The 24,081-nt window shown below is 73.5% G+C and carries 16 protein-coding genes and 2 tRNA genes; 12 read left to right on the top strand and 6 right to left on the bottom strand.

Going from position 1 to position 24,081, the window contains the following annotated elements; genetic code table 11:
• The first annotated feature begins 176 nt into the window (after positions 1–176).
• Positions 177–1,397, top strand: coding sequence for a pyridoxal phosphate-dependent aminotransferase (locus tag ABD401_RS07005; RefSeq protein WP_344603021.1), 1,221 nt, complete (start codon positions 177–179; stop codon positions 1,395–1,397).
• A gap of 11 nt (positions 1,398–1,408) precedes the next feature.
• Complete coding sequence (locus ABD401_RS07000) at positions 1,409–2,443, top strand: adenosine deaminase (RefSeq protein ID WP_344603019.1); 1,035 nt, start codon at positions 1,409–1,411, stop codon at positions 2,441–2,443.
• 176 nt (positions 2,444–2,619) lie between these two features.
• Here ABD401_RS07000 and ABD401_RS06995 read toward each other — a convergent pair whose 3' ends face one another.
• The 6 genes from ABD401_RS06995 to ABD401_RS06970 form a co-directional block, all read right to left on the bottom strand.
• Positions 2,620–3,660, bottom strand: a complete 1,041-nt coding sequence (locus ABD401_RS06995) for a UDP-N-acetylmuramate dehydrogenase (RefSeq protein WP_344603017.1) — start codon at positions 3,658–3,660, stop codon at positions 2,620–2,622.
• Complete coding sequence (locus tag ABD401_RS06990) at positions 3,657–4,082, bottom strand: MaoC family dehydratase (protein ID WP_344603015.1); 426 nt, start codon at positions 4,080–4,082, stop codon at positions 3,657–3,659. The genes ABD401_RS06995 and ABD401_RS06990 overlap by 4 nt, the downstream gene beginning before the upstream one ends.
• Entirely contained in the window at positions 4,079–4,522 is a 444-nt protein-coding gene (locus tag ABD401_RS06985; protein WP_344603013.1) for a MaoC family dehydratase N-terminal domain-containing protein, read from the bottom strand. Before ABD401_RS06985 ends, ABD401_RS06990 begins: the two co-directional genes overlap by 4 nt.
• A 24-nt stretch (positions 4,523–4,546) precedes the next feature.
• Positions 4,547–4,717 carry a 50S ribosomal protein L33 gene (gene rpmG, locus ABD401_RS06980; RefSeq protein ID WP_019875508.1) on the bottom strand — a complete coding sequence of 57 codons (171 nt, stop codon included), beginning with the start codon at positions 4,715–4,717 and terminating at the stop codon, positions 4,547–4,549.
• Between the two features lie 124 nt (positions 4,718–4,841).
• Positions 4,842–4,914: transfer RNA gene (locus ABD401_RS06975), tRNA-Met, on the bottom strand.
• A gap of 28 nt (positions 4,915–4,942) precedes the next feature.
• Positions 4,943–5,015 (bottom strand) — tRNA-Thr (locus ABD401_RS06970).
• Positions 5,016–5,186: 171 nt separating this feature from the next.
• Between ABD401_RS06970 and ABD401_RS06965 the strand changes: the two genes are divergently transcribed.
• From ABD401_RS06965 to ABD401_RS06920, 10 genes are all read left to right on the top strand, one after another.
• Positions 5,187–6,137 (top strand): carbamoyltransferase HypF, encoded by a 951-nt coding sequence (locus ABD401_RS06965; protein ID WP_344603010.1) that lies wholly within the window; start codon positions 5,187–5,189, stop codon positions 6,135–6,137.
• Positions 6,138–6,391: 254 nt separating this feature from the next.
• On the top strand, positions 6,392–6,946 hold the full coding sequence (locus tag ABD401_RS06960; RefSeq protein ID WP_344603009.1) for a CAP domain-containing protein: 555 nt from the start codon (positions 6,392–6,394) through the stop codon (positions 6,944–6,946).
• 476 nt (positions 6,947–7,422) lie between these two features.
• Positions 7,423–14,661 (top strand): SDR family NAD(P)-dependent oxidoreductase, encoded by a 7,239-nt coding sequence (locus ABD401_RS06955; protein WP_344603008.1) that lies wholly within the window; start codon positions 7,423–7,425, stop codon positions 14,659–14,661.
• A 7-nt stretch (positions 14,662–14,668) separates the two neighbouring features.
• Positions 14,669–19,279, top strand: a complete 4,611-nt coding sequence (locus ABD401_RS06950; RefSeq protein ID WP_344603200.1) for a beta-ketoacyl synthase N-terminal-like domain-containing protein — start codon at positions 14,669–14,671, stop codon at positions 19,277–19,279.
• A 26-nt stretch (positions 19,280–19,305) separates the two neighbouring features.
• Positions 19,306–19,602 (top strand): phosphopantetheine-binding protein, encoded by a 297-nt coding sequence (locus ABD401_RS06945; RefSeq protein WP_344603006.1) that lies wholly within the window; start codon positions 19,306–19,308, stop codon positions 19,600–19,602.
• Between the two features lie 17 nt (positions 19,603–19,619).
• Positions 19,620–20,429 carry an alpha/beta fold hydrolase gene (locus tag ABD401_RS06940; RefSeq protein ID WP_344603004.1) on the top strand — a complete coding sequence of 270 codons (810 nt, stop codon included), beginning with the start codon at positions 19,620–19,622 and terminating at the stop codon, positions 20,427–20,429.
• Between the two features lie 115 nt (positions 20,430–20,544).
• Complete coding sequence (locus ABD401_RS06935) at positions 20,545–21,132, top strand: protoglobin domain-containing protein (RefSeq protein WP_344603002.1); 588 nt, start codon at positions 20,545–20,547, stop codon at positions 21,130–21,132.
• A gap of 7 nt (positions 21,133–21,139) precedes the next feature.
• Positions 21,140–21,724, top strand: a complete 585-nt coding sequence (locus ABD401_RS06930) for a MarR family winged helix-turn-helix transcriptional regulator (protein WP_344603000.1) — start codon at positions 21,140–21,142, stop codon at positions 21,722–21,724.
• A 115-nt stretch (positions 21,725–21,839) separates the two neighbouring features.
• Positions 21,840–23,003 carry a glycosyltransferase gene (locus ABD401_RS06925; protein ID WP_344602998.1) on the top strand — a complete coding sequence of 388 codons (1,164 nt, stop codon included), beginning with the start codon at positions 21,840–21,842 and terminating at the stop codon, positions 23,001–23,003.
• Positions 23,000–24,079 carry a class I SAM-dependent methyltransferase gene (locus tag ABD401_RS06920; protein ID WP_344602996.1) on the top strand — a complete coding sequence of 360 codons (1,080 nt, stop codon included), beginning with the start codon at positions 23,000–23,002 and terminating at the stop codon, positions 24,077–24,079. The genes ABD401_RS06925 and ABD401_RS06920 overlap by 4 nt, the downstream gene beginning before the upstream one ends.
• Positions 24,080–24,081: the final 2 nt, after the last annotated feature.

Here is a 24,081-nt window from a genome sequence, read left to right as displayed (position 1 = left end):
AAGCGGTGCGCGAGCCGTACGCGGGCGTGCCAAGGCAACGGTGCGCTCACCGAGGGGCGAGTCTAAGGGGCATCCCCGACCGGCGTCGAACCGAGGCCGGTCCCACGCTCGATCCGTGGCCGATCCCATGTCCCTCCCGGAGTCATGGAACGCCGCCGAGGTGGAACGATGAGCTCATGACCGCGACCCCTTCCTTCCCCCGGATCAGCGCGCGCATCGCCGGGATCACCGAGTCCGCGACCCTCGCCGTGGACGCCAAGGCCAAGGCTCTGCAGGCGGCCGGGCGGCCCGTCATCGGCTTCGGGGCGGGCGAGCCGGACTTCCCGACGCCGGACTACATCGTCGAGGCGGCGGTGGCGGCGTGCCGCGAGCCCCGCAACCACCGGTACTCCCCCGCCGGCGGCCTGCCCGAGCTCAAGGAGGCGATCGCGGCGAAGACGCTGCGCGACTCCGGCTACTCGGTCTCGGCGTCGCAGGTCCTGGTGACGAACGGCGGCAAGCAGGCGGTCTACGCCGCGTTCGCGACCCTGCTGGACCCGGGCGACGAGGTGCTGCTCCCGGCGCCGTTCTGGACCACGTACCCGGAGGCCATCCGCCTCGCGGGCGGGCTGCCGGTCGAGATCGTGGCCGACGAGACCCAGAACTACCTGGTGACCGTCGATCAGCTCGAGGCCGCGCGCACGTCCCGCTCGAAGGTGCTGCTGTTCTGCTCGCCGTCGAACCCGACCGGTGCCGTCTACAGCCCCGAGCAGGTCCGCGAGATCGGCCGCTGGGCCCTCGAGCACGGCATGTGGGTCGTCACCGACGAGATCTACGAGCACCTGATCTACGGCGACGCGACGTTCTCCTCGATCCCGGTCGAGGTGCCCGAGCTCGCCGACCGCTGCGTCGTGCTGAACGGCGTCGCGAAGACGTACGCGATGACCGGCTGGCGCGTGGGCTGGCTGATCGGGCCCGCCGACGTGGTCAAGGGCGCGACGAACCTGCAGTCGCACGCGACGTCCAACGTGGCGAACGTCTCGCAGCGGGCCGCGCTCGCGGCGGTCAGCGGGGACCTGTCCGCGGTCGCGCAGATGCGCGAGGCCTTCGACCGGCGCCGCCAGACGATGGTGCGGATGCTCTCGGAGATCCCCGGGGTCACCTGCCCCGAGCCGCTGGGCGCGTTCTACGCGTACCCGTCGGTGGCCGGGATCCTCGGCAAGGAGATCCGCGGCCAGCGGCCCTCGACGACCACGGAGCTCGCCGAGCTGATCCTCACCGAGGCCGAGGTGGCCGTCGTGCCGGGCGAGGCCTTCGGGACGCCGGGCTACCTGCGCCTGTCGTACGCGCTCGGCGACGACGACCTCGTCGAGGGCGTCTCCCGGATCGCCAAGCTCCTGGGTGAGGCGAGCGCCTGACCCCTCCCCCGGTGGGGCGGCGGGACCTGCGGACGCTGCCCAAGGCGCACCTGCACCTGCACTTCACCGGGTCGATGCGGCACGCGACGCTGCTCGACCTGGCCGAGCACCACGGCCTCCGGCTGCCGGACCAGCTCCGGCGCCGGGAGCCGTTGGAGCTCGAGGCCACCGACCAGCGCGGCTGGTTCCGCTTCCAGCGGCTCTACGACGCCGCGCGGGCGGCCGTGCAGACCGAGGAGGACATCCGGCGCCTGGTGCTGGAGGCGGCCCAGGACGACGCCGCCGAGGGCTCCGGCTGGCTGGAGCTCCAGGTCGACCCGTCGACCTACGCCCGACACCTGGGCGGCCTGACCCCGACCGTCGAGCTGATCCTCGACGCCGCCCGGGACGCCGCGGCCGCGACCGGGGTGGGCATCGGGCTGATCCTCGCCGCCAACCGCACCCGGCACCCGTTCGACGCCCGGACGCTGGCCCGGCTCGCCGCCCGCTACGCCGACGCCGGCGTGGTCGGGTTCGGACTGTCCAACGACGAGCGACGCGGCCGGGCGGCGGACTTCGACCGCGCCTTCGAGATCGCCCGCGGCGCCGGCCTGGCCGCGCTCCCCCACGGCGGGGAGCTCGGCGGCCCGTCCGAGGTCCGGGACTGCCTGCGCACCCTGCGCGCCCACCGCATCGGGCACGGCGTCCGTGCGATCGAGGACCCGGCGCTGCTCGAGGAGCTCGCCGCCGCCCGGATCACCCTCGAGGTGTGCCCGGCGTCCAACGTCGCGCTCGGCGTCGCCGACGACGCGGCCGCGGTGCCGGTCCGCACGCTGATGACCGCCGACGTCCCCGTCGCCCTCGGCGCCGACGACCCGCTGCTGTTCGGGTCCCGGCTGGTCGACCAGTACGTCATCGCCCGGGACGTCCACGGCTGCACCGACGCCGAGCTCGCCGACCTCGCCCGGCACTCCGTCGAGGGCTCCCTCGCCCCCGAGGAGACCAAGTACCGCCTCCGCGGCCGCATCGCCGCCTGGCTGGCCGAGCCCCCGCCCCCCGCGCACTAGAGATGACATCTCCACTGCAGGTCGGCCTGCGCACTGAAGATGTCATCTCCAGTGCAGGTCGGCCTGCGCACTGAAGATGACATCTCCACCGCAGGTCGGCCTGCGCACTGAAGATGACATCTCCACTGCAGGTCGGCTTGTGCACTGAAGATGTCATCTCCAGTGCAGGGGGGGGGTCAGAGGGTGTGGCCGACCAGGACGGGCTCGTGGTGGAGCTCGATGCCGAAGCGGTCGAGGACGCCGGCGCGGATCGCGCGGGCGAGGGTCAGCAGGTCCGTCGCGGAGGCGCCGCCGCGGTTGGTCAGCGCCAGCGTGTGCTTGGTCGAGAGGGTCGCGCGGCCACCGGTGAGCTCGGCGCCGAAGCCCTTGGAGAAGCCCGCGTGCTCGATCAACCAGGCCGCGGAGGTCTTCACCAGACCGTCGCCGGCCGGGTAGCGCGGAGCGTCGTCGGGCAGGGCCGCCCCGGCCACCGCGGCAGTCAGGATCGGGTTGGTGAAGAACGACCCGGCGCTCCACGTGTCGTGGTCGTCGGGATCGAGCACCATGCCCTTGGAGCGGCGCAGGCCCAGGACCGCCTCGCGCACCGCGGCGACCGGCGCGGTGCCGCCGACCTCGACGCCGAGGGTGCGGGCGAGCTCGGCGTAGCGCACCGGCGCACCCGTGCCGCCCGTGGTGAGCCGGAACTCCACCGCGGTGACGACGAAGCGGGACGTCCGCTTGAACAAGCTGTCCCGGTAGGCGAAGTTGCAGTCCGCAGGGGCGAAGCGGCGCTCGGTGCCGGTCTCGCGGTCGAAGGTCCGCACGGCGGTCAGCACGTCCGCGACCTCCTGCCCGTACGCGCCGACGTTCTGGATCGGGGTGGCCCCGACGCTGCCCGGGATGCCGGACAGGGCCTCGATCCCGGCCCAGCCCTCCTCGACCGTGTACTCGACGAGAGCGTCCCAGTTCGCACCGGCCTCGACGATGACGTCGACGCTGTCGTCGGAGCCGTCGTCCGCTCCCCCACTGACCGCCAGGCCGTCCCCGACCATCCGGGCGACGGTCCCGGCGAAACCGTCGTCGGAGACCAGCAGGTTCGATCCGCCGCCCAGCACCATCACCGGCTCGTCGCCGACCTCGGCGAACAGGGCGGCGAGCTCGTCCACGCCGGCCACGTCGACCAGCCGGGTGATCGGACCACCGACGCGGAAGGTGGTCAGCTCGGCGAAGCTGGTCACGGCAGCCGGACGGTGGCGATCGCCTTCGCCAGCACGGTCGCGCCGTCGTAGGTGGCCTTGATCGTGACCTTGACCAGGTTGTCGTCGAGCTTCTCGGTCACCGCGGCGCTCACCTCCACGGTGGCGCCCTGCTCGTCGTCCGGGACTGGCACGGGGCGGGTGAACCGCACGCCGTACTCGGTGAGCGCGCCGGGGTCGCCGGTCCAGTCGGTCACGACGCGGACGACCGTGCCCATCGTGAGCATCCCGTGGGCGATGACGTTCGGCAGGCCGACCTCGGTGGCGATCCGCTCGTTCCAGTGGATCGGGTTGAGGTCACCGGAGGCGCCGGCGTAGCGGACCAGGTCGGCGCGGCCGAACGTGAAGCGCTGCGCCGGCAGCTCGGTGCCCTTCTCGACGCCCGCCCAGGTGGGAGCGCTCATGCCGACTCCCCCCGGCAGACCAGCGTCGAGGTCGAGGTCACGACGTGCTCGCCCTCCTCGGTCGCCGAGACGCAGTCGACGGTGAGGACGTCGTTGCCGGCCAGGTGCTTCACGGCCTTGATCTCGACGGTCGTGACGAGCCGGTCGCCCGGGCGCAGCGGCCGGGCGTAGCGGAAGTTCTGGTCGCCGTGGACGACGTTCTGCAGCTCGATGCCGAGGTCGGCGAGCACGGCGAAGGCGCCGTCGAGCGCGAAGACGATCGGGAACGTCGGGGGGGCGATGACGTCCGGGTAGCCCAGGGCCTTCGCGGCCTCCGGGTCGCGGAACACCGGGGACGGGTCACCGATCGCGTCGGCGAACTCGCGGATCTTCTCCCGAGCCACCTCGTAGGGGCGGCTGGGCGGATAGGTACGACCGACGAGAGCGGGATCGACGGGCATGACGGCGAGCGGCGCGCCGAAGGGCTAGCGGGTCTCGCGGTGCAGCGTGTGCCGGCGCTCGCGCGGGCAGTACTTCTTCATCTCGAGCCGGTCGGGGTCGTTCCGCCGGTTCTTCTTGGTGATGTAGTTGCGCTCCTTGCACTCCGTGCAGGCCAAAGTGATCTTCGGCCGGATGTCCTGCGACTTGCTCGCCACGGTCGTGCCTCTCTACGTCTGCTCGCGCGATCTGTTGCGCAACTACTTGCGTCCGGTGTTCCAACGAGCTTCGATCGCCTCGGCAATCGAAGCAAGCTTCGATTGCACTCGGCTCACTCGCACGTAGCGGTGACCGGACTTGAACCGGTGACACAGCGATTATGAGCCGCTTGCTCTACCAACTGAGCTACACCGCCGCTGCTGCCGGTCGAAAGACCAGCTCAGAGCCCCTTTACGGAATCGAACCGTAGACCTTCTCCTTACCATGGAGACGCTCTGCCGACTGAGCTAAAGGGGCAAGGCTCGTAGAGGTTACACGCTCCGAGGGCGTGCTCCCCAATCGGTCCCACCGTCGGCCGCGGGACCACTGGTCCGAGCGGGTGGCAGTGCCCCACGACACCGCCGGGCAGTGCTCACGATTCGCCCAAACCGCCGACGCGCACCGGCCCGATCCTGCTGAGGTGAGCGGGTGGCGACGGGGGCGGTGGCGACGGCGCGGCGGACGCGGGTGCACCTCGACGAGGCCGGTCCGCTGCCGATGCGCGGAGTGCTCGCGGCGGTGGCGGACTCCGCGGCCGCGCTCGGGCTCGGCGGGTTCGCGCGCACCGACACTTACGGGCTGACGGTCGAGATCGAGGGCCCGGCCGAGCAGGTCGCGCACTTCCTGTCCCGGATCGCCGGCGGCCCGCTCGGCGTCTGCTGGTCGCCCGGCGGCGAGCTCGCCCCGCTCGGCGCGACGGAGTTCGCGGTGCTCGCCGTCTCGGCCCAGCGCACCGCGGCAACCGCCCACCGCGGGTCCGACGTCGCCCTGTGCCCGACCTGCGTCGACGCGCTGTTCGACAAGACGTCACCGCGTTTCCTCGACCCCACCGTCGGCTGCCCGGCGTGCCGGCGCGACGAGTCCGGCGCGGTCTCCGCAGCGACCCGCAGCGAGTTGCGCCTCACCGACCCCGCCGGCGTCCCGATCGCGGGCGTCCCGCTGCGCAGCGCGATGGCACTGCTGCTGGTCGGCGGGCGGATCCTTGCGACCCAGGACGCCTCCCGGACCCGCCTCTACGCCGACGCCACCCGCCCCGCGGCGGTGGCGGCGCTCACCGGGGTGGCCGCGGCCACGACGGGCAGCGTCGTCGCGTTGTGCCCGGACCTGGAGTGGGCCCGCCGCCTCGCGGTCGTCGACGAGGACGAGGCCGCGGCCCTGACCTCGCGCCGCAATCCCGTCCTCCTGCTGGAACCGCATCCGGTCGGCCCGGCGCGCGACCTGACCCCGGCCGGGGGGCCACTGCCCGTGACCCTGCCGGGCTGCGGACTCACGCACCTCCTGACCCGGGCGGCGGCTCGCCCCCTGGCCTGTCTGGACCGGCCGGCGGGGGCCGACCCCGGCCCGGCCGTGGGCATTCTTCGTGCGGAACCGGTCATCTGAGTCCAGAGCCCCCGGTAGCACCGCGGAGGCATCGGTAGCACCGCGTAGTGACCAGTAACACTGCGTAGCGATCTGTAGCGGCCCGGGGCAAGTCGGGACATCGGCCATTCGGCCCCTCAAGTGGGTTCGACGGGGCGCCGAATCACCCCGCGATAGGTACGGGGGCCCCGCTCCCGTGGTCTCCCCGGGCCACCTCCCGGGGGGTTGTCCTCTCGCGTCGCCCGCCCGCGGCCCATCCCACCTGGAGCCTTGAAATGACGCACGCCCACGCGGAGTTGCCCGTCGACTCGAAGCCCGCCGGGAGCCTTCTCGGCGACCTGGCCCGCTTCGTCGGCCTGGTCACGCTCACGCTCGCCCTGGTCGTCGGAGCCCTCATCGGGCTCGGCGGCACGTCGCAGGCCGCCCCGAAGTCGAACGCCTCGGTCAACTCGGCCAGCGTCAAGGTCCTGCGCAGTTCCGTGATCCACCTGACCAACGTCGCCCGCAAGTCGCACGGCTGCCGCCCGCTGAAGCAGAACAGCAAGCTGCAGAAGGCCGCCCAGCGCCACGCGAACGACATGAGCAAGAAGCGCTACTTCGCCCACAACTCGGCCAACGGCACGGTGTGGTGGAAGCGAATCATGAAGGCTGGCTACAAGGACCCGGGTGGCGAGAACATCGCTCGCGGCTTCTCCTCCACCGCGGCCGTGGTCAAGGCCTGGCTGAACTCGCCGAGCCACCGCAAGAACATCATGAACTGCCAGTTCCGCACGATCGGTATCGGCTTCAACACCAACGGTGACTACTGGGTCCAGGACTTCGGGTACTAGACCGGTCCGGCACTACGAGCCACCAGCACGAACGCAGCGGAGCGCCGCCCTTCGGGGCGGCGCTCGCTGCTTTTTAACGTCCGCTGCTTTTTAACGTCCGCTGCGCGCTGCGCCCGTGTGGGTGACGGCACAGAGATCCGATGTCCGTTTTGAGGCGTTAAGCACAGCGCACATCGTCAAACGCCGCCTAAGTTTCGGACCTTCGCCCCGGAACACCCCGCCCGTCGCCCTTCACTTGACCTGCAGGAACGCGTCACGAACAGGTCCGGAGGGGACGGGGAGGTCCCCGCTCGGGCGCTGACGGTTCCCGGGGGACGCCGATCGCCACGCCGGGGACCTGAAACGTTCGTGCGCTTTCCGGCGATTGATCCATATGGGTTACCCGGCGCGCCGGGGGGCTCCCAGCCGAGGACAGGCGCGCGCCGCGGGACGGGCGCCGCCACCCACACCGACTGGTAACGGAGGACACGCAGGTCATGGGCACGACGAGCGGGCACCGGCGGATCCTCGGGATCACGCCGTTCGCCGCGCCCGACGCTGCCCTGGCGGTCGCGATCGCCCGCTCCGGCGCCACCGGCGTCCTGGACCTGGGCGCGGACCGCGAGACCGCGTTGAGTGCCCTCGCCGAGGCCACCTCCTGGTGGCGCGGCCCGCTCGGGGTCCGCGTCGGCGCCGCGTGCGCCCTGACCCCCGCCGACCTGCCGGCCGCCGTGAACCTGGTCGTGCTCGCGGCCGACGCGCCGTGGAGCCCGGCCGCCGTCGGCGCCGACCGCTCGGTGCTGGTCGAGGTCGGCTCCGTGGCGGCCGCACGCGACGCCGTCGCCGCCGGCGCGACCCGGCTGCTGGCCCGCGGCTCCGAGTCCGGGGTCAGCGGCGAGGCCAGCGCGTTCGTCCTGCTCCAGCTCCTGCTCTCCGCCGACCTGCGCACCGCGTCCGGCGCGGCGCCCGAGATCTGGCTGGCCGGCGGCATCGGCCCGCACACCGCGGCCGCCGCGATCGCCGGCGGCGCCACCGGCGTCGTCCTCGACTCCCAGCTCGCGCTGGCTCGCGAGTGCGAGCTCCCGCGTGAGGTCGAGGCGGCCGTCCGGGCGATGGACGGCACCGAGACCGCCGTCGTCGGTGGGCACCGCATCTACACCCGCCCCGACCTGACCCGCCCCGACGCCGAGGGGCTCGCGAGCCGGCTCGGCGCGACGCTGACCGCCCTGCCCGTCGGTCAGGACGGTGCGCTCGCCCGCCCATTGGCCGAGCGGCACGTCACCGCCGGCGGGATCGTCGCCGCCGTCGCCGCCCAGATCGAGTCCTCCATCCCCGCCGCCGTCGCCACCACGCAGCGCGCGGACTGGGCCCCCCGGGTCGTGCAGGGCCCGATGACGCGCGTGTCCGACCAGGCCGCCTTCGCCAAGGCCGTCGCCGAGCAGGGCGGGCTCCCCTTCCTCGCCCTCGCGCTGATGACCGGCGAGGACGCGCGGGCCCTGCTGGTCGAGACCGCCGAGCTGCTCGGCGACCTCCCCTGGGGTGTCGGCATCCTCGGCTTCGTCCCCGACAAGGTCCGGGCCGCCCAGCTCGAGGCCGTGCACGAGGTCGGCCCGAAGTACGCGCTGATCGCCGGGGGCCGCCCGGCGCAGGCCGCCCCGCTGGAGGCGGCCGGGATCACGACGTTCCTGCACGTCCCCTCCCCCGCGCTGCTCGACCGCTTCCTCGCCGAGGGCGCCCGCCGCTTCGTGTTCGAGGGCTCGGAGTGCGGCGGTCACGTCGGCCCGCGCGCGAGCTTCCCGCTCTGGGACGAGCAGATCCGCCACCTGCTCGCCTACGGCGAGCAGCACCACTGCACGGGCGAGCTGGACGTCCTGTTCGCCGGCGGCATCCACGACGCCCGGTCCGCGGCGATGGTGGCCGCGGCCGCCGCGCCGATCACCGCCGCGGGAGGCCGCGCCGGCGTCCTGATGGGCACCGCGTACCTGTTCACCGCCGAGGCGGTCAGCGCGGGCGCGATCGGCCCGGCGTTCCAGCGGGCCGCGATCGCGTGCGACTCGACCGTCCTGCTCGAGACCGCCCCCGGGCACGCCACCCGCTGCGCGCCGACGGCGTTCGTCGACACCTTCGCCTCGGTGCGCGACCAGATGCTCGCCGCCGGCACGCCGCGCGAGCAGGTCTGGGCCGAGCTCGAGAAGCTCAACGTCGGCCGGCTCCGGATCGCGAGCAAGGGCATCCGGCGCGAGGGCAGCGCCCTGATCCCCGTCGACGAGAACACCCAGGCCCGCGACGGCATGGTGATGATCGGCGACGTGGCGCGGCTGCGCTCGTCGGTGACGACGGTGGCCGACCTGCACGCGTCGGTGACCCGCGGCGCGGCCAAGTTCCTCGCCGCCCGGGCCGCCGAGCTCGACCTCACCCCGCAGGGCGAGAGCGACGCCGGGCTCGACATCGCGATCGTCGGCATGGCGGGCGTCTTCCCGCAGGCCGCCGAACTCGCCGAGTTCTGGGCGCACGTGCTCGCGAACCACGACGCGATCACCGAGGTGCCCACCGAGCGCTGGGACCCGAAGACCTACTACGAGGGCGACGGCGGCACGGGTTCCACCTCCAAGTGGGGCGGTTTCCTGCCCGACATCCCGTTCGACGCGCTGAAGTACGGCATCCCGCCGCAGGCCCTGGCCTCGATCGAGCCCGTGCAGCTGCTGGCCCTCGAGGTCGCCGCCCGCGCGCTGCGCGACGCCGGGTACGCCACCGCGGGCGCCGCGGGCCGCGAGTTCGACCGCGAGCGGACCGGCGTCATCTTCGGCGCCGAGCCCGGCACCGACCTCTCGGCCGCCTACACCTTCCGCGCGCTCTACCCGCAGTTCCACGGCGAGCTGCCGGCCGAGCTCGACGCGCTGCTGCCCAAGCTGACCGAGGACTCGTTCCCGGGCGCGCTCGCCAACGTCATCTCCGGCCGCATCGCCAACCGCCTGGACCTCGGCGGCGCCAACTACACCGTCGACGCCGCCTGCGGCTCGGCGCTGGCCGCGCTCGAGGTCGCGTGCATGCACCTGCGCGGCGGCGGCGCGGACATGGTGCTCGCCGGCGGCGCGGACATCCACAACGGCATCCAGGACTACCTGCAGTTCGCCTCGGTCGGCGCGCTCTCCCCGACCGGTCACTGCAAGCCCTTCGACGCGAGCGCCGACGGCATCGCGCTCGGCGAGGGCGTGGCCGCGATCGTGCTCAAGCGCCGCGTGGACGCGGAGCGCGACGGCGACCGGATCTACGCGGTGATCTCCGGCATCGGCTCCTCGTCCGACGGCAAGTCTCTCGGCCTCACCGCCCCGCGGCCCGAGGGCCAGCGCCGTGCGCTGGAGCGGGCCTACGCGCAGGCGGGCGTCTCCCCGGCCGACGTCGGCCTCGTCGAGGCCCACGGCACCGGCACCGTGGTCGGCGACCGCACCGAGCTCACCGTTCTCTCCGAGGTCTTCGCGGAGGCCGGCGCGGCACCGGCGTCGTGCGCGCTCGGGTCGGTGAAGTCCCAGATCGGGCACACCAAGTGCACCGCCGGCCTGGCCGGCGTCATCAAGGCCTCGCTCGCGCTGCACACCGGCGTCCTCCCGCCGACCGGGCAGCTGACCACCCCGAACCCGGCCTGGGCCGCGGGCGAGAACCCCTTCGTCTTCGACACCCAGGCGCGCCCCTGGCCGGCCGACCGGCCCCGCGTCGCCGGCGTCAGCGCCTTCGGCTTCGGCGGCACGAACTTCCACACCGTCCTGACCGGGTACACGAACGCGCCGGCGCCGCGGTCCGGCCTGGACCAGTGGCCGGCCGAGCTGTTCCTCGCCCGCGGCGCGACCCGCGCCGAGGCCGGCGCGGCACTCGACGAGCTCGTCGCCCTGTGCGCGGCCAACGACGGTGCCGGTCGCCCGTGGCGGCTGCGTGACCTGGCCCGGACCTTCGACGAGCTCTCCACCGGCACGGTGCAGGTCGCGTTCGTCGCGACCGACCTCGACGACCTCGCGGCGAAGATCCCCGCCGCGAAGGCGTTCACCCCCGGCCCGGCGGTCTTCGTCGCCGACGGCCGAATTCAGGACGAGCCCGCCGGCGAGGTGGCCTTCCTCTTCCCGGGGCAGGGCAGCCAGCGTCCCGGCATGCTCGCGGACCTGTTCACGGCGTTCCCGCGGCTGCAGGACCTGCTCGAGATCGGCGCCCGCTGGGTGCCGACGATGTTCCCGCCCGCCGCGTTCGACGACGCGACCCGTGATACTCAGCGTGCGGCGCTCACCGACACCCGGGTCGCGCAGCCGGCGCTCGGCATCGCGGACCTCGCGATGTTCCGGACGTTGCGCGCCCTCGGCCTGACGCCGGATCACCTCGCCGGCCACTCCTACGGCGAACTCGTCGCCCTCTGCGCGGCCGGCGCGATCAGCCCGGCCGACCTGCTGGAGATCTCCGCCGCGCGGGGCGAGGCCATCCTCGCCGCGGCCGGTGGCGACCCCGGCACGATGGCCGCGGTCTCCGCCGGCGAGGCGGCCATCCGCGCCACGCTCAACGGGCAGATGAGCTCCGGTGGCGTCGTCGTCGCGAACCTGAACTCCCCCGACCAGACCGTGATCTCCGGCCCGACCGCCGCGATCGAGTCCGCGGTGGCCGCACTCAAGGACGGCGGCATCACTGCGCAGCGCATCCCGGTCGCGTGCGCGTTCCACTCCCCGCTCGTCGCCGACGCGTCGCGCACGCTCGAGGCTGAGCTGATGCGTCGTCAGATCGGGTCGCCGCACCTGCCGGTGTGGGCCAACGCGACCGCCGCCCCGTACCCGCTCGGGTCGTCCGCGGTGCGCGAGCTGCTCGCGGAGCAGGTCGCCTCGCCGGTCCGCTTCACCGAGCAGATCGAGGCGATGTACGCCGCCGGCGCCCGCGTCTTCGTCGAGTGCGGCCCGGGCCGCGTGCTGACCGGCCTGGTCGGCGCGATCCTCGGCGACCGCCCGCACGTCGCGATCGCGACCGACGCCCCCGGCAAGCACGGCGTGACCGCCCTGCTCACCGCGCTGGGCCGCCTGTCCGCCGCCGGTGTCACCGTCGACACCACGGCCTTGTACGCCGGACGCGATACCGCCGTCGTGTCCGCCCAGGACGTCCCGCGCCGGCCCGGTTGGGTCGTCAACGGGCACCTGGTCCGCACCGCCGAAGGGAAGCCCGTGGCCAACGGCCTCCAGCCGGCTCAGCGCGTCGAGATCTCGGCCGCCGCTCCGGTGACGCCCGCCCAGGGGATGCCCGCGCCCGCCGCGCCGGTCTCGCCCGCTGCTGTTGCTCCCGCCCCGGCCGACGGCCGCGAGGCCGTCGTGCTCGAGTTCCTCCGCGCCGGCCGCGAGATGATCGCGGCCCAGCGTGACGTCGTGCTCGGTTTCCTCGGCTCGGCCCCCGCCCCCGTGGCGCCGGCCGTTCCGGGGGCCCAGCCGGCTCCGGTCGCGCAGCCGGTGGCTGCGACTGCTCCCGTCGGGGAGACCGTCGCCCCCGCGCCGATCGTCGAGCCGGCTCCGGTCGTCGTCCCGGCCCCGGCACCCGCCGCGCCGGTCGTCGCGCCGGTCGCCACGCCGGTCGCCGCGCCGCCCGCCGAACTCACCGCGGACCGCGTCCTCACCGTCCTGACCGAGCTGATCGCCGAGCGCACCGGCTACCCCGCCGAGATGCTCGGCGCCGACCTCGACCTCGAGGCCGACCTGTCGATCGCCTCCCTCAAGCGCACCGAGATCCTCGGCCTGCTCGCCGACCGCCTCCCCGAGGCCGGCCTCGACGAGGACGCCCAGGCCAAGCTCTCCCGGATCCGCACCATGGCCGGGATGGTCGCCGCGATCGTCGAGACCGCTCCGGCGGCTCCGACGGATCCGGCGGCTCCGGCGGTCACGCCCGTCGCGGCCGCTCCGGCCGCGGGCCTTCCGGCCGAGCGGGTGCAGAGCGTCCTCACCGACCTGATCGCCGAGCGGACCGGCTACCCGACCGAGATGCTCGACGTCGACCTCGACCTCGAGGCCGACCTGTCGATCGCCTCCCTCAAGCGCACCGAGATCCTCGGCCTCCTCGCCGACCGCCTCCCCGAGGCCGGGCTCGACGAGGACGCCCAGGCCAAGCTCTCCCGCCTGCGCACCATGCGCGCGATGGTCGACGCGATCGTCGGCGACGCGGCCCCCGCCCCGGTGGTGGCGACCGAGCCGGTCGTGACCGTCGACGCGCCCGCCGACGCCCTGACCGACCGGGAGCCGGTCCGCCGGTACCTGCTGGAGCTGGTGCCCACGACCCCGGTCACGGCGGACGGCAACCTGAACGGCCGTCACGTCACGATGGTCGGTGGTGGGCTCGGCATCGGCATCGAGCTGGCCGACGCGCTGACCGCGCGGGGCGCGACCGTCCGCACCGTCTCCACGGACCCGGACACCGAGCTCGGCGACGTCGACATCCTCGTCCACCTCGGTGCCGCCGGCCCGAGCGAGCCGCCGTCACTGCCCGACGCGTTCGCGGTCCTGCGCCGCGCCGTGCTCGGTGGGGCCCGGCAGCTGCTCGTCGTCACCGGCACCGGCGGCCGCATGGGCCACCGCACCGCGGGCGACGCCCCGCCGCGCTCGGACGCGCCGGCCGGCATGGGTCTGGCCGGCCTGGTCCGCACGATCGCCCGCGAGTACCCGCACGTCTCGTGCCGCGCGCTCGACATCGACCCGAAGGAGACGGCGGAACTCCTCACCTCCCGCCTGGTCGCCGAGCTGGTGCACCCGGCCGGGCCCGAGGTCGTCGGGTACGCCGAGGGCGTCCGCTCGACGCTGACGCTGACGGCGGCCCCGCTGGAGGTCGACGCCCTGCCGTCCGCCACCCAGCTCGGACTCACGCCCGGCTCGGTCGTCCTGCTGACCGGCGGCGCGCGCGGCATCACCGCGCGGACCGCGGCCGGTCTGGCCGGGGTCGCCGGGTGCCACATCGTGCTCTGGGGCCGCAGCCCGCTGCCGGCCGCCGAGGAGGACCCCGCGACCGCGGGCGCGACCGACGAGGCCGCCTTGCGGCGGGCGCTGATCGCGTCCGGCGTCACCGTCCCGGCGCAGGTCGAGCGCGAGGTCGCCCGTCTGATGGCCGAGCGTGAGATCCGCGCGACGATGACGGCCCTGCAGTCGGTCGCCGCGTCCGTCACCTACGCCGCGGTCGACGTCCGCGACGCCGCCGCGGTCTCGGACGGCATCGCCGAGGTGATGGCGCGTCACGGCCGCATCGACGGTGTCGTGCACGGGGCCGGCGTCCTCGACGACCGCTTGATCGCCGACAAGTCCACCGACGGGTTCGCCCGCGTCTGGGAGACCAAGGTCGACGGCGCCCGTGCGCTGGCGTCCGCCCTCCCGGCCGACCTGAAGTTCCTGGTGCTCTTCGGCAGCGTCTCGGGTGTCTTCGGCAACCGCGGCCAGTGCGACTACGCCGCGGCGAACGACGCGCTCGACTGCCTGGCCCGCGCGTGGGAGACCCGCTTCACCGGACGGGTCGTCAGCGTCGACTGGGGCCCTTGGCTCCCCACCGGCACCGCCGGCGACGGCATGGTGTCCGCCGAGCTGCTGCGCAGCTACGCCCGGCAGGGTGTCGGCGCGATCCACCCGGAGGACGGCGTGACCGCGCTGCTCCGTGAGCTCGCGCACGGCGCGGGCCCCCAGGTGGTGTACGTGTGTGCCGAGCCGGCCGCTTTCGACGTAGCGTTCAGTGGTGGGCTCGGGGGCTAGCACGACGATGCGTCAGTCGACGACTGACAGCACAGGGGGGACCGCGGTAGCCATCGTCGGGATGGCGGCCGTGCTACCCGGTGCGCCCGACCTCGCCACCTATCGCGAGAACCTGCGCGCCGGGGTGGACGCCATCACCGACGTCCCCGCCTCGCGGTGGGATCCCGAGTTCTACGATCCCGGCGCGGCCAAGACGCGCCCCGGCGACCGGATGTACTGCCGGCGGGGCGGCTTCGTCGGCGAGGTGACGATCGACCCGATGCGCTTCGGCATCATGCCGATGGCCGTCGGGGACATCGAGGCCGAGCAACTGGTCGCGCTGGCCACCGCCGCCGCCGCGATCGACGACGCCGGCGGGCCCGACGCCCTCGGCGACCGGCGCAAGGTCGGCATCGTGCTGGGGCGCGGCGGCTACTTCAACGCGGGCATGGCGCGGTTCGTCGACCGCGTCCGCACCGCGAACCAGCTCGTCGCCACCCTCCGCGAGCTGATGCCAGGCATCTCGGACGAGCAGCTGGAGTCGGTGCGGGCCTCGTTCTCCGCCCGCGCCGGCGAGCTCCGCGAGGAGTCCGGCATCGACCTGATGGTGCCGAACCTCGTCGCCTCCCGGACCGCGAACCGCCTCGACCTCGCGGGGCCGGCGTACACGGTGGACGCCGCCTGCGCGTCGTCGCTGATCGCCGTCGACCACGCGGTGCGCGACCTCGCCTCGGGCCGGTGCGACGTCGTCCTCGCCGGCGGCGTGCACCACTGCCACGACATCACGTTCTGGTCGGGCTTCAACCTGCTCGGCGCGCTCTCGCCGAGCGAGCGGATCCGGCCGTTCCACCGGGGCGCGGACGGGATCCTCATCGGTGAGGGCACCGCCGTCGTCGTGCTGAAGCGGCTCGCCGACGTCCGCGACGACGAGCGGGTCTACGCCGTCATCCGCGGGACCGGGGTCGCCGGCGACGGTCGCGCGGCCAGCCTGATGGCCCCTCAGTCCGCCGGTCAGGTCGCGGCGATGAACGCCGCGTGGGCCGCGGCGGGCGTCGACCCGCGCACGCCGGGGTCCGTCGGTCTCATCGAGGCGCACGGGACGGCCACGGTCGCCGGTGACGCGACCGAACTCGCCTCGCTCACCGAGGTCTTCGGACCGTCCGCCGGCGGCCCCGACATCGGCATCGGCTCGGTGAAGTCGATGATCGGGCACGCCATGCCCGCCGCCGGCGCCGCCGGCCTGATCAAGGCCGCGCTCGCCGTCTCCGGCGGCTTCCTGCCTCCGACGCTGCACTGCGACGACCCGCACCCGGCGCTCGAGGGGACCCGCTTCGCCCCCGTCACCGCGTTGCAGGAGTGGGAGGCCGACGGCCCCCGCCGCGCCGGCGTCAACGCCTTCGGCTTCGGCGGCATCAACGCCCACGTCGTCCTCGAGGAACTCCGCAGCAGCGACTCCCCCGCCTACCTCGCGTCGTCCGGCGGGACGTCCGACGTGGCGGACGCGACGGCGGAGAAGGTGCTGCTGTTCACCGGCGCGGACGCGACGGCGATCGCCGCCCAGCTCGACGCCGCCGACGACGTCCTGCTGGCGCGCGACGACACCTGGGCGCCGCCGGTCGGTGGGCCCGCCCGGCTCGCGATCGTCAACCCGGACGCGAAGCGGCTGGCGCTGGCCCGCAAGGTCGTGGCGCAGGGGCGACCCTGGCGCGGCCGCAACGACGTGTGGTTCTCGACGTCCCCACTGCTCGGCCCCGGCGGAGGCCGCGTCGCGTTCCTGTTCCCCGGCCTGGAGGAGGTCTTCTCCCCGCGCGTGGACGACGTCGCCGCCCACTTCGGCCTGCCGCCGGTCCGCAGCGCGGCGGACGCCGGGCTCGGTCGGCGCGGGCTGGAGCTCGCCGGCGTCGGGCGGCTGCTGGACCGCGCGCTGCGGGCGATGGACATCCGCCCGGACGTCGTCGCCGGCCACAGCATCGGTGAGTGGAGCGCGCTGATCGCCGCGGGCGGCGCCCCGTTCGAGGAGTTCGCCGACTCGACCCGCGCGTTCGACTCCGGCCCCGGCGTGCCGGACCTGGTGTTCGCGGTGCTCGGGTGCGGGGCGTCGGTCGCCGTCGAGGCCATCGCGGGCCTGGAGCGCGTCGTGCTCTCCCACGACAACTGCCCGCACCAGTCGATCATCTGCGGCGAGCAGGCCCAGGTGGACGTCGCGCTCGACCGCCTGCGCGAGCGGGGGGTCGCCGGGTCGCTGCTGCCGTTCAAGTCCGGCTTCCACACCCCCTACCTGGAGCCGTACCTCGGGCCGACCCGCGACTTCATCGCCGGGCTGACGCTGCGTCAGGTCTCCGTGCCGCTGTGGTCGGCGACGACCGTCGCCCCGTACCCGGCCGAGGAGGCCGAGGTCCGGTCGATGCTGCTGCGCAACCTCGTCGAGCCCGTCCTGTTCGGCCCGCTGATCCAGCGGCTGTACGCCGAGGGCGTCCGCGCGTTCGTCCAGGTCGGGACCGGCAGCCTCCCGGGCTTCGTCGAGGACACCCTCGACAACCCCGCCACCCCGCACCTGGTGATCAGCGCGAACATCCCGAAGCGGTCGGGCCTCGAGCAGCTCCGCCGCGTCGCCGCCGCGCTGTGGGCCGAGGGCGCCGCCCCCCGCTTCTCCCGCCTCGCCGCCGAGCAGCCGGCCGAGGATCCCGCCCCCACCCCGGCCGCCCCGCGCCGCCCCGGCCTCGCCGTCCCGCTCGCGCTCGGGGCCCCCTTGCTCCGCCTGGGCGACGACCGCCCGACCCTCACACCCCCGACGCCCCCCGGCGCCGCCCCCGGTGGAGATGTCATCTCCAGCGGAATCGGCCCCGTCGGTGGAGATGTCATCTCCAGGAGTGGGGCGGTCGCGGACGAGTTCCGGGCCTTCGTCGCGGAGGTGAACTCCGCCGCGGCGGACGTCCTCGCCGCCGCGTCCCCCGAAAGCGCAGCCCAGCACCGTCGCCCTTCTCCCGAAAGCGCAGCACAGCACCCCGGAACGCAAAATCCGGGTGCTGGAGTGCACTTTCGGGGAGAGGGCGGCCGGGGAGACCGCGGGCCGCGGAGCGCGGTGACGGAGCGGCGGATGTCGCTGGGGAGCGACCCGTACCTCACGGACCACGCGCTGCTGCAGGCTCCGGCGGAGGCGCCGGCGGGGGCGCGGTACCCGATCGTGCCGATGACGGGGACGATCGCGCTGATCGTCGAGGCCGCGGCGGCGCTGGTCCCGGAGCGAGTGGTCACCGGCGTGCGGGGGGTGCGCGCCCTGCGGCCACTGGCGGTCGAGCCCGAGGTCGCGCTGCGCATCACCGCGACCGAGCAGCCGCGGGAGAACGGCGGGGCGGACCTGACGGTCGTCTCCGTCGTCGTGGACGGCTCGGTCGGGGACGGCCCCGTCGAGACCTACGCCCGAGCGACGGTGCTGCTCGCCGACGACTACCCCGCGGCTCCGGCGCTGCGGGACGCCCCGCTGACCAGGGAGCGCGCGCCCGCGACCGACGGCCGCGGGCTGTACTCCGAGCGGTGGATGTTCCACGGCCCGGAGTTCCAGGGCGTCCGGGAGCTCACGGCGATCGCCGACGACGGCGTCCGGGGCGTCGTGGCCGAGCTGCCCGCGCCGGGCTCGCTGCTCGACGCCGCGGGCCAGCTGCTCGGGTACTGGGTCGCGATCCACCCCGAGAACTCGCTCGTGCTGCCCGCGACGATCGGCTCGGTCAGCTTCTTCGGCCCGCCCCCGGCGGTCGGTGCCACGTACGCGACGGTCGTTCGCGTTCGGTCGGCGACGGACGTCGAGGTCGTCGCCGATCTGGAGCTGCGCGACGGCGCCGGCAACCTGTGGTGCCACGTCACCGGCTGGACGGACCGACGCCTGGAGGGCGACCCGGTGACCGTCGAGGCGTTCCGCCGCCCGGCGACGTCGACGCTCGCGCAGGAACAGCCCGGCGGCTGGTTCCTGCTCGTCGAGCCGTGGACCGACCCGGTCGCCCGGGACCTGGCTCGCCGTCAGTACCTCGCGCCCGCCGAGGAGAACGAGCTCGCCGGCCGGACCCCGCGCGCGGCGCGGCACTGGCTGCTCGGCCGCATCGCCGCGAAGGACGCCGTACGCGCCCACCGCTGGGCCGCCGGGCACGGCCCGATCTACCCGGCCGAGGTCGGGATCGGGAACGACAGCCTCGGCGCGCCCTACGCGACCGGCCCCGGTGAGGGCGTGAGTCTCTCGCTCGCGCACTCGGGTCCGTTCGCCGCCGCCCTCGCCGGCTCCGGCCCCGGCGGGGTGGGGATCGACCTCGAGCTCGTGGCCGACGCCCCGGCCGAGGCCGCCCTGCTCACCGAGTCCGAACGGGAGCTGCTGGAGACCGTCGCCCCGGCCGGGGGCGACCCGGCCGTCCGGGCCGCGTGGGTCACCCGGTTCTGGACCGCCAAGGAGGCGGTGGCGAAAGCGGCGGGAACGGGCCTCGGTGGGCGCCCTGCCCGGTTCGTGGTGACCCGTGTCGAAAACGACCGGTTGCTGGTCGTTGTGGACGGGAACGGACGGTGGGTGAGCACCCGTTCCGGCGAACTTCCGGTCCCGTACGCCGTCGGCTGGACGAGAGAATCCGACATCCTGGGAACGAACCTGGGATCATGAACTGCCCGCACTTCGAGGAGACCGCCATGACTGTCGACGCACGCACCACCGCCGAGGCGGAGGTTCTCGATGTCGTGCGCCGGCTCATCACCGAGACCATCGGCGAGGAGTACCTGCTCGACCTCGAGATCGGGATGGACACCTCGTTCGAGGACGACCTCGAGATGGAGTCGATCGAGTTCGTGAAGTTCGGCGCGAAGCTCACCGAGCACTACGGCGGCGACGTCGACTTCGCGGGCTTCCTCGCCGACAAGGACCTGGACGAGATCATCGAGATGCGCGTGGGCACCGTCGTCGAGTACGTGCTCAGCGTTCGCAACTGACGAGCCGAGACACCTCCATGCCCGAAGTGATCGCGAACGGGGTGCGGTTCCACGTCCAGCACCTCAACCGCCCGACCGGTGAGCGCACGGCGCCGCCGGTCGTGTTCCTGCACGGCCTCGGCATGGACAACATGGCCAGCTTCTACTACACGGTCGCGGGGGCGGTCGCGAAGACCGGCGCCGAGTGCGTGCTCTACGACCTGCGCGGCCACGGCGACACGGAGCGGCCGCGCACCGGCTACACGATGGAGGACTCCATCGCGGACCTGACCGGGGTGCTGGACGCCCTGGAGATCTCCACCCCGGTGCACCTGGTCGGCAACAGCTACGGCGGAACCATCGCGCTCGACTTCGCCGTCGACCACCCCGAGCGGGTCGCGAGCCTGGTTCTGATTGAGGCTCACTTCAACGTGGACGGCTGGGCCGAGCAGATCGCCGCCGAGCGCCAGCGCGTCGAGGCCGTCGTCGCGGAGATGGGCGAGGAGAACCTCCAGGCCTGGATCCGCCGGTTCGGGCGCAAGGTCGTCAAGATGATGGACGCCCTCACCGACCTCGCGAACCACACGAGCTTCTACCCGGACCTGACCAAGGCGCGTCCGATCGAGCGCGACCGGCTCCGGTCCCTGCGCATGCCGATCCGGGCGATCTACGGCGAGAAGTCCGACGTCCCGGACTACCGGCGCCAGCTCGAGGACCTGCTGCCGCACGCCACCCTCACGGTCGTCGAGGGCGTGGGGCACTCCGTGCTGATGGACGCGACGCCGCAGGTGCGGGAGATCGTCACGGAGTGGCTCGCGGCCCAGGCATCCGGGCCCTGCCTGCGCTGACGACGCACTGACCCGCCGGGAACACACCCGGCGGCTCCGCCATCTGGACAATTGCATAGGACTCCTATATTTAACAGAGGTGACTCCTCCCGTTCCCTCCGATCGGAGCCCTCTCGTGAACAGCGCCCTCTCCGGCTACACCTACGACGACCCGGCCCTCGCGGCGTCCGGCGTCACTCGTGGCGACCTCGCCGCCCTGCACGCCTCCGTACTGTGGTCCGACGCCGACGCCGCCGCTCTCCGCCGGGCGGCCGACATTCTGGTCCCGCAGACCGAGGCGATCCTCGATGTCTGGTACGGGTTCGTCGGCGCCAATCCGCATCTCGTGGCGACGTTCGCGGGAGCGGACGGAGCCCCCGATGCCGCCTATCTCGCCGACGTCCGCGGCCGGTTCGGCCAGTGGATCGCCGACCTCTGCACGCGCGACCACGACGCCCGGTGGCTGGCCTACCAGGACGAGATCGCCGTCCGACACCACACCACCAAGAAGAACCGCACCGACGGCGTGGACTCGACGTCGGCCTACGTACCCCTGCGTCACCTGATCGCGCTCATCGTGCCGATCACGGTCACCATCCGCGACTTCCTGACCAACGGCGAGTCCGACCCGGCGGCCGTCGACACGATGTACCACGCGTGGATGAAGGCGGTGACCCTCTCGGTCGCGCTCTGGGCACGGCCGTACAGTCCCACGACATGGTGATTCGGCGGTGACCCCGGACCGGGCCGGCGACCTGCCGGGAAAGATCACCGCGGCGCTCGACCGGATCGCGCACGCGCGCCGAACGCAGCGACAGGCGATCGCCACCGATCACGGTCTGACGCCACTTCAGGTCGAACTGCTCGTGACGTTGGCCGGCGGCGCCCCGCCGCCGCCCTACGTCGGACTGCTGGCGACCGAGGTCGGTGTCAGCCAACCGACCGCGACGGATTCCGTACGCGCGCTGGAGCGGAAGGGCCTGCTCCAACGGCAACCCGACCCGCAGGACTCCCGCCGATCTTTCCTGGCGGTCACGCCGACGGGCCGGGCACTCGCGGCCGAGGTCGCGCGCCGCGACGGCGAGTTCGGTCTCGCCGTCGCGGCGCTGCCGATCTCTGCCCAGGAGGCGACGCTGGAAGCCCTGCTCTCGGTGATCGGCCGCCTCGTCGACTCCGGCGCGATCACCGTGGCGCGGACCTGCACCACCTGCCGCTTCCATCGCACGGACGGGGTGGTGCACCACTGCGACCTGCTCGGAACGCCGCTGGCCGTGCGCGAGTTGCGGGTGAACTGTGCCGAGCACGAGCCCGCCTGACACCACCGTCGATCGGGTGGCATTCCGGGCAAAACCCTCGCAACGAAATGCACTCACCGGTCGCTCGGTCCAACCCGAACCCAGCGCCCATTCTCCCCTGGCATGATCGACGACTGTGGCTCGCTTCCTCCTCGTCGTCCCCCCGCTGACCGGGCACATCCTGCCCTTGGTCGCGGTGTCCGCGGAGCTGTCCGCACGCGGGCACGACGTCGCCTGGGCGGGCAACTCCTCCTACCTGGCCTCGGTGCTGCCGCCGGACGCGACGGTGTTCGCCGTCGACGACGAGTTCCCCGGTGAGCCGCTGTCCTCACGTCTCGAACGGTGGCGCGGCCTGCGCGCGGCGACGGCGTTCCGGTTCTTCTGGGAGGACTTCCTCGTCCCGCTCGCGCAGTCGATGGTGCGCGGGGTCCGCGCGGCCGCCGACGAGTTCGCCCCGGACGTGATGCTCGTGGACCAGCAGGCGCTCGCCGGCGCGATCGTCGCGCGCGAGCGCAACCTGCCGTGGGCGACGTCGGCGTCGACGACCGCAGAGCTCACCGGCCAGTACGAGACGATGCCGAAGCTCACCGAGTGGGCCGACGAACGGATGGCCGACCTGCAGGCGGAGTTCGGGCTCACGCCCCCGGTCGACCTGCGCTTCTCCCCCGAGCTCATCCTCTGCTACTCCACCGAGGGGCTGCTGCGCCCGCCGAACCCGCTGGGCGCGCACATCGCGATGGTCGGGCCCGCGTTCGGCGGCCGCGGCCCGGGCCCGGAGTTCGACTTCTCGTGGTTCGACCCCGCGCGCAAGCACCTCCTGATCTCGCTGGGCACGGTGAACCGCGACTCCGGCGACCGCTTCTTCGCGGTGGCGATGGAGGCGCTGGGGACGCTCGTCGACGAGGTGCAGGCCGTCGTCGTCGCGCCGCCGGCCGGGCTGAACCCCCCGCCGAACGTGCTCGTCGCCGAGCGGGTGCCGCAACTGGACCTGCTCCCCCACCTGGACGCCGTGGTCTGCCACGCCGGCCACAACACGACCTGCGAGGCGCTCGCCCACCGCCTGCCGCTGGTGGTCGCACCGATTCGCGACGACCAGCCGGCCGTCGCGTCGCAGGTGACCGAGTGCGGCGCGGGGATCCGCGTGAAGTTCGGCCGCGTCTCCGCCGCCGAGCTGCGCGACGCGATCGTCGCCGTGCTCACCGACCCGTCCTACCGGACCGCCGCCGCGGCGATCGCGGAGGAGTTCGAGGCCGCCGGGGGCGCTCCGGCTGCGGCCGACCGACTGGAGAAGCTGACATGACGTCCACCGCCGAGAACTCCGTCGACGACCGCGCCTGGTACGCCGCGCAGCTCGCGGGCGGGACCGCGCGCTTCTTCGGCCCGCGCCGCCACGACTGCCCGTGGTGCGGGTCGACCCGGCTGACCGTCGAGGTGCGCTCGAAGGAGCTGTACCAGCGCAAGCCCGGCCGCTTCACGCTCGAGAAGTGCAAGACGTGCAACTTCGTCTTCCAGAACCCGCGCCTGACCGGCGAGGGCCTGAACTTCTACTACCGCGACTTCTACGACGGCCGCGGCGCCGCGCAGGCCGACGAGATGTCGTCCTACGGGGCGCCGGCGAACCACGCCCGGGCGCAGCTCGTGCAGCGGCACGCGGGCCCGGACGGGCCGCGTTCGTGGCTGGACGTCGGCACCGGCTGGGGCTACTTCGCCAAGCACGCGGCGGAGATCCTGCCGCACACCGTCTTCGACGGGCTCGACCAGGGCAGCGGCGTCGACCGCGCGCTGGAGCGCGGCTGGCTGGCCCACGCCTACCGGGAGAACGCGTTCCCCGAGCTCGCCGACGAGCTCCGCGGCCGCTACGACGTCATCTCCATGCACCACTACCTGGAGCACACCCTCGACCCGCGGGCCGAGCTCGCCGCCGCGGCCCGCGCACTGGAGCCCGGCGGGCTCCTCGAGATCGAGATGCCCGACGCCGAGTGCGTGCTGCGGCACGTGTTCCGCTCGTGGTGGGTCCCGTACTTCCAGCCGCAGCACCTGAACTTCCCGCCGGTCGGCAACCTGTTGCAGGCCCTCGTCGAGCACGGCTTCCGCCCGCTCGAGGTCCAGCAGGCCGAGGCCCACCAGCCGGTCGAGGTGCTGATGGCGCTGGTGTTCGCGATGACGAAGATCGGGCCGGACCCGGACCACCCGTGGCGCGCGACCGAGGCCTCGGACCTCCAGCGCAAGGTCAACCAGGTCGCCTGGACGAAGGTCTTCCCGAAGCTGATCAACCCGGCGCTGAAGGTCGACATCCTGGTCAACAAGGCACTGATCTCGCGGTTGTCGCACGGCAATGCGTACCGGATCGTCGCGGTGCGCGAAGGGGGTAAGTGACG

The sequence above is a fragment of the Sporichthya brevicatena genome, from assembly GCF_039525035.1.
Classification (GTDB): Bacteria; Actinomycetota; Actinomycetes; order Sporichthyales; family Sporichthyaceae; genus Sporichthya; species Sporichthya brevicatena.
Note: the sequence above shows the minus strand (reverse complement) of the source record. Positions and strands in the feature narration are given on the sequence as shown.

Excerpts from the sequence above, each read along its gene's own strand:
- ABD401_RS07005 (WP_344603021.1), top strand. The coding sequence starts at position 177 with ATGACCGCGACCCCTTCCTTCCCCCGGATCAGCGCGCGCATCGCCGGG.
- ABD401_RS06990 (WP_344603015.1), bottom strand. The coding sequence starts at position 4,082 with ATGAGCGCTCCCACCTGGGCGGGCGTCGAGAAGGGCACCGAGCTGCCG.
- ABD401_RS06985 (WP_344603013.1), bottom strand. The coding sequence starts at position 4,522 with ATGCCCGTCGATCCCGCTCTCGTCGGTCGTACCTATCCGCCCAGCCGC.
- ABD401_RS06960 (WP_344603009.1), top strand. The coding sequence starts at position 6,392 with ATGACGCACGCCCACGCGGAGTTGCCCGTCGACTCGAAGCCCGCCGGG.
- ABD401_RS06955 (WP_344603008.1), top strand. The coding sequence starts at position 7,423 with ATGGGCACGACGAGCGGGCACCGGCGGATCCTCGGGATCACGCCGTTC.
- ABD401_RS06950 (WP_344603200.1), top strand. The coding sequence starts at position 14,669 with ATGCGTCAGTCGACGACTGACAGCACAGGGGGGACCGCGGTAGCCATC.
- ABD401_RS06945 (WP_344603006.1), top strand. The coding sequence starts at position 19,306 with ATGACTGTCGACGCACGCACCACCGCCGAGGCGGAGGTTCTCGATGTC.
- ABD401_RS06940 (WP_344603004.1), top strand. The coding sequence starts at position 19,620 with ATGCCCGAAGTGATCGCGAACGGGGTGCGGTTCCACGTCCAGCACCTC.
- ABD401_RS06920 (WP_344602996.1), top strand. The coding sequence starts at position 23,000 with ATGACGTCCACCGCCGAGAACTCCGTCGACGACCGCGCCTGGTACGCC.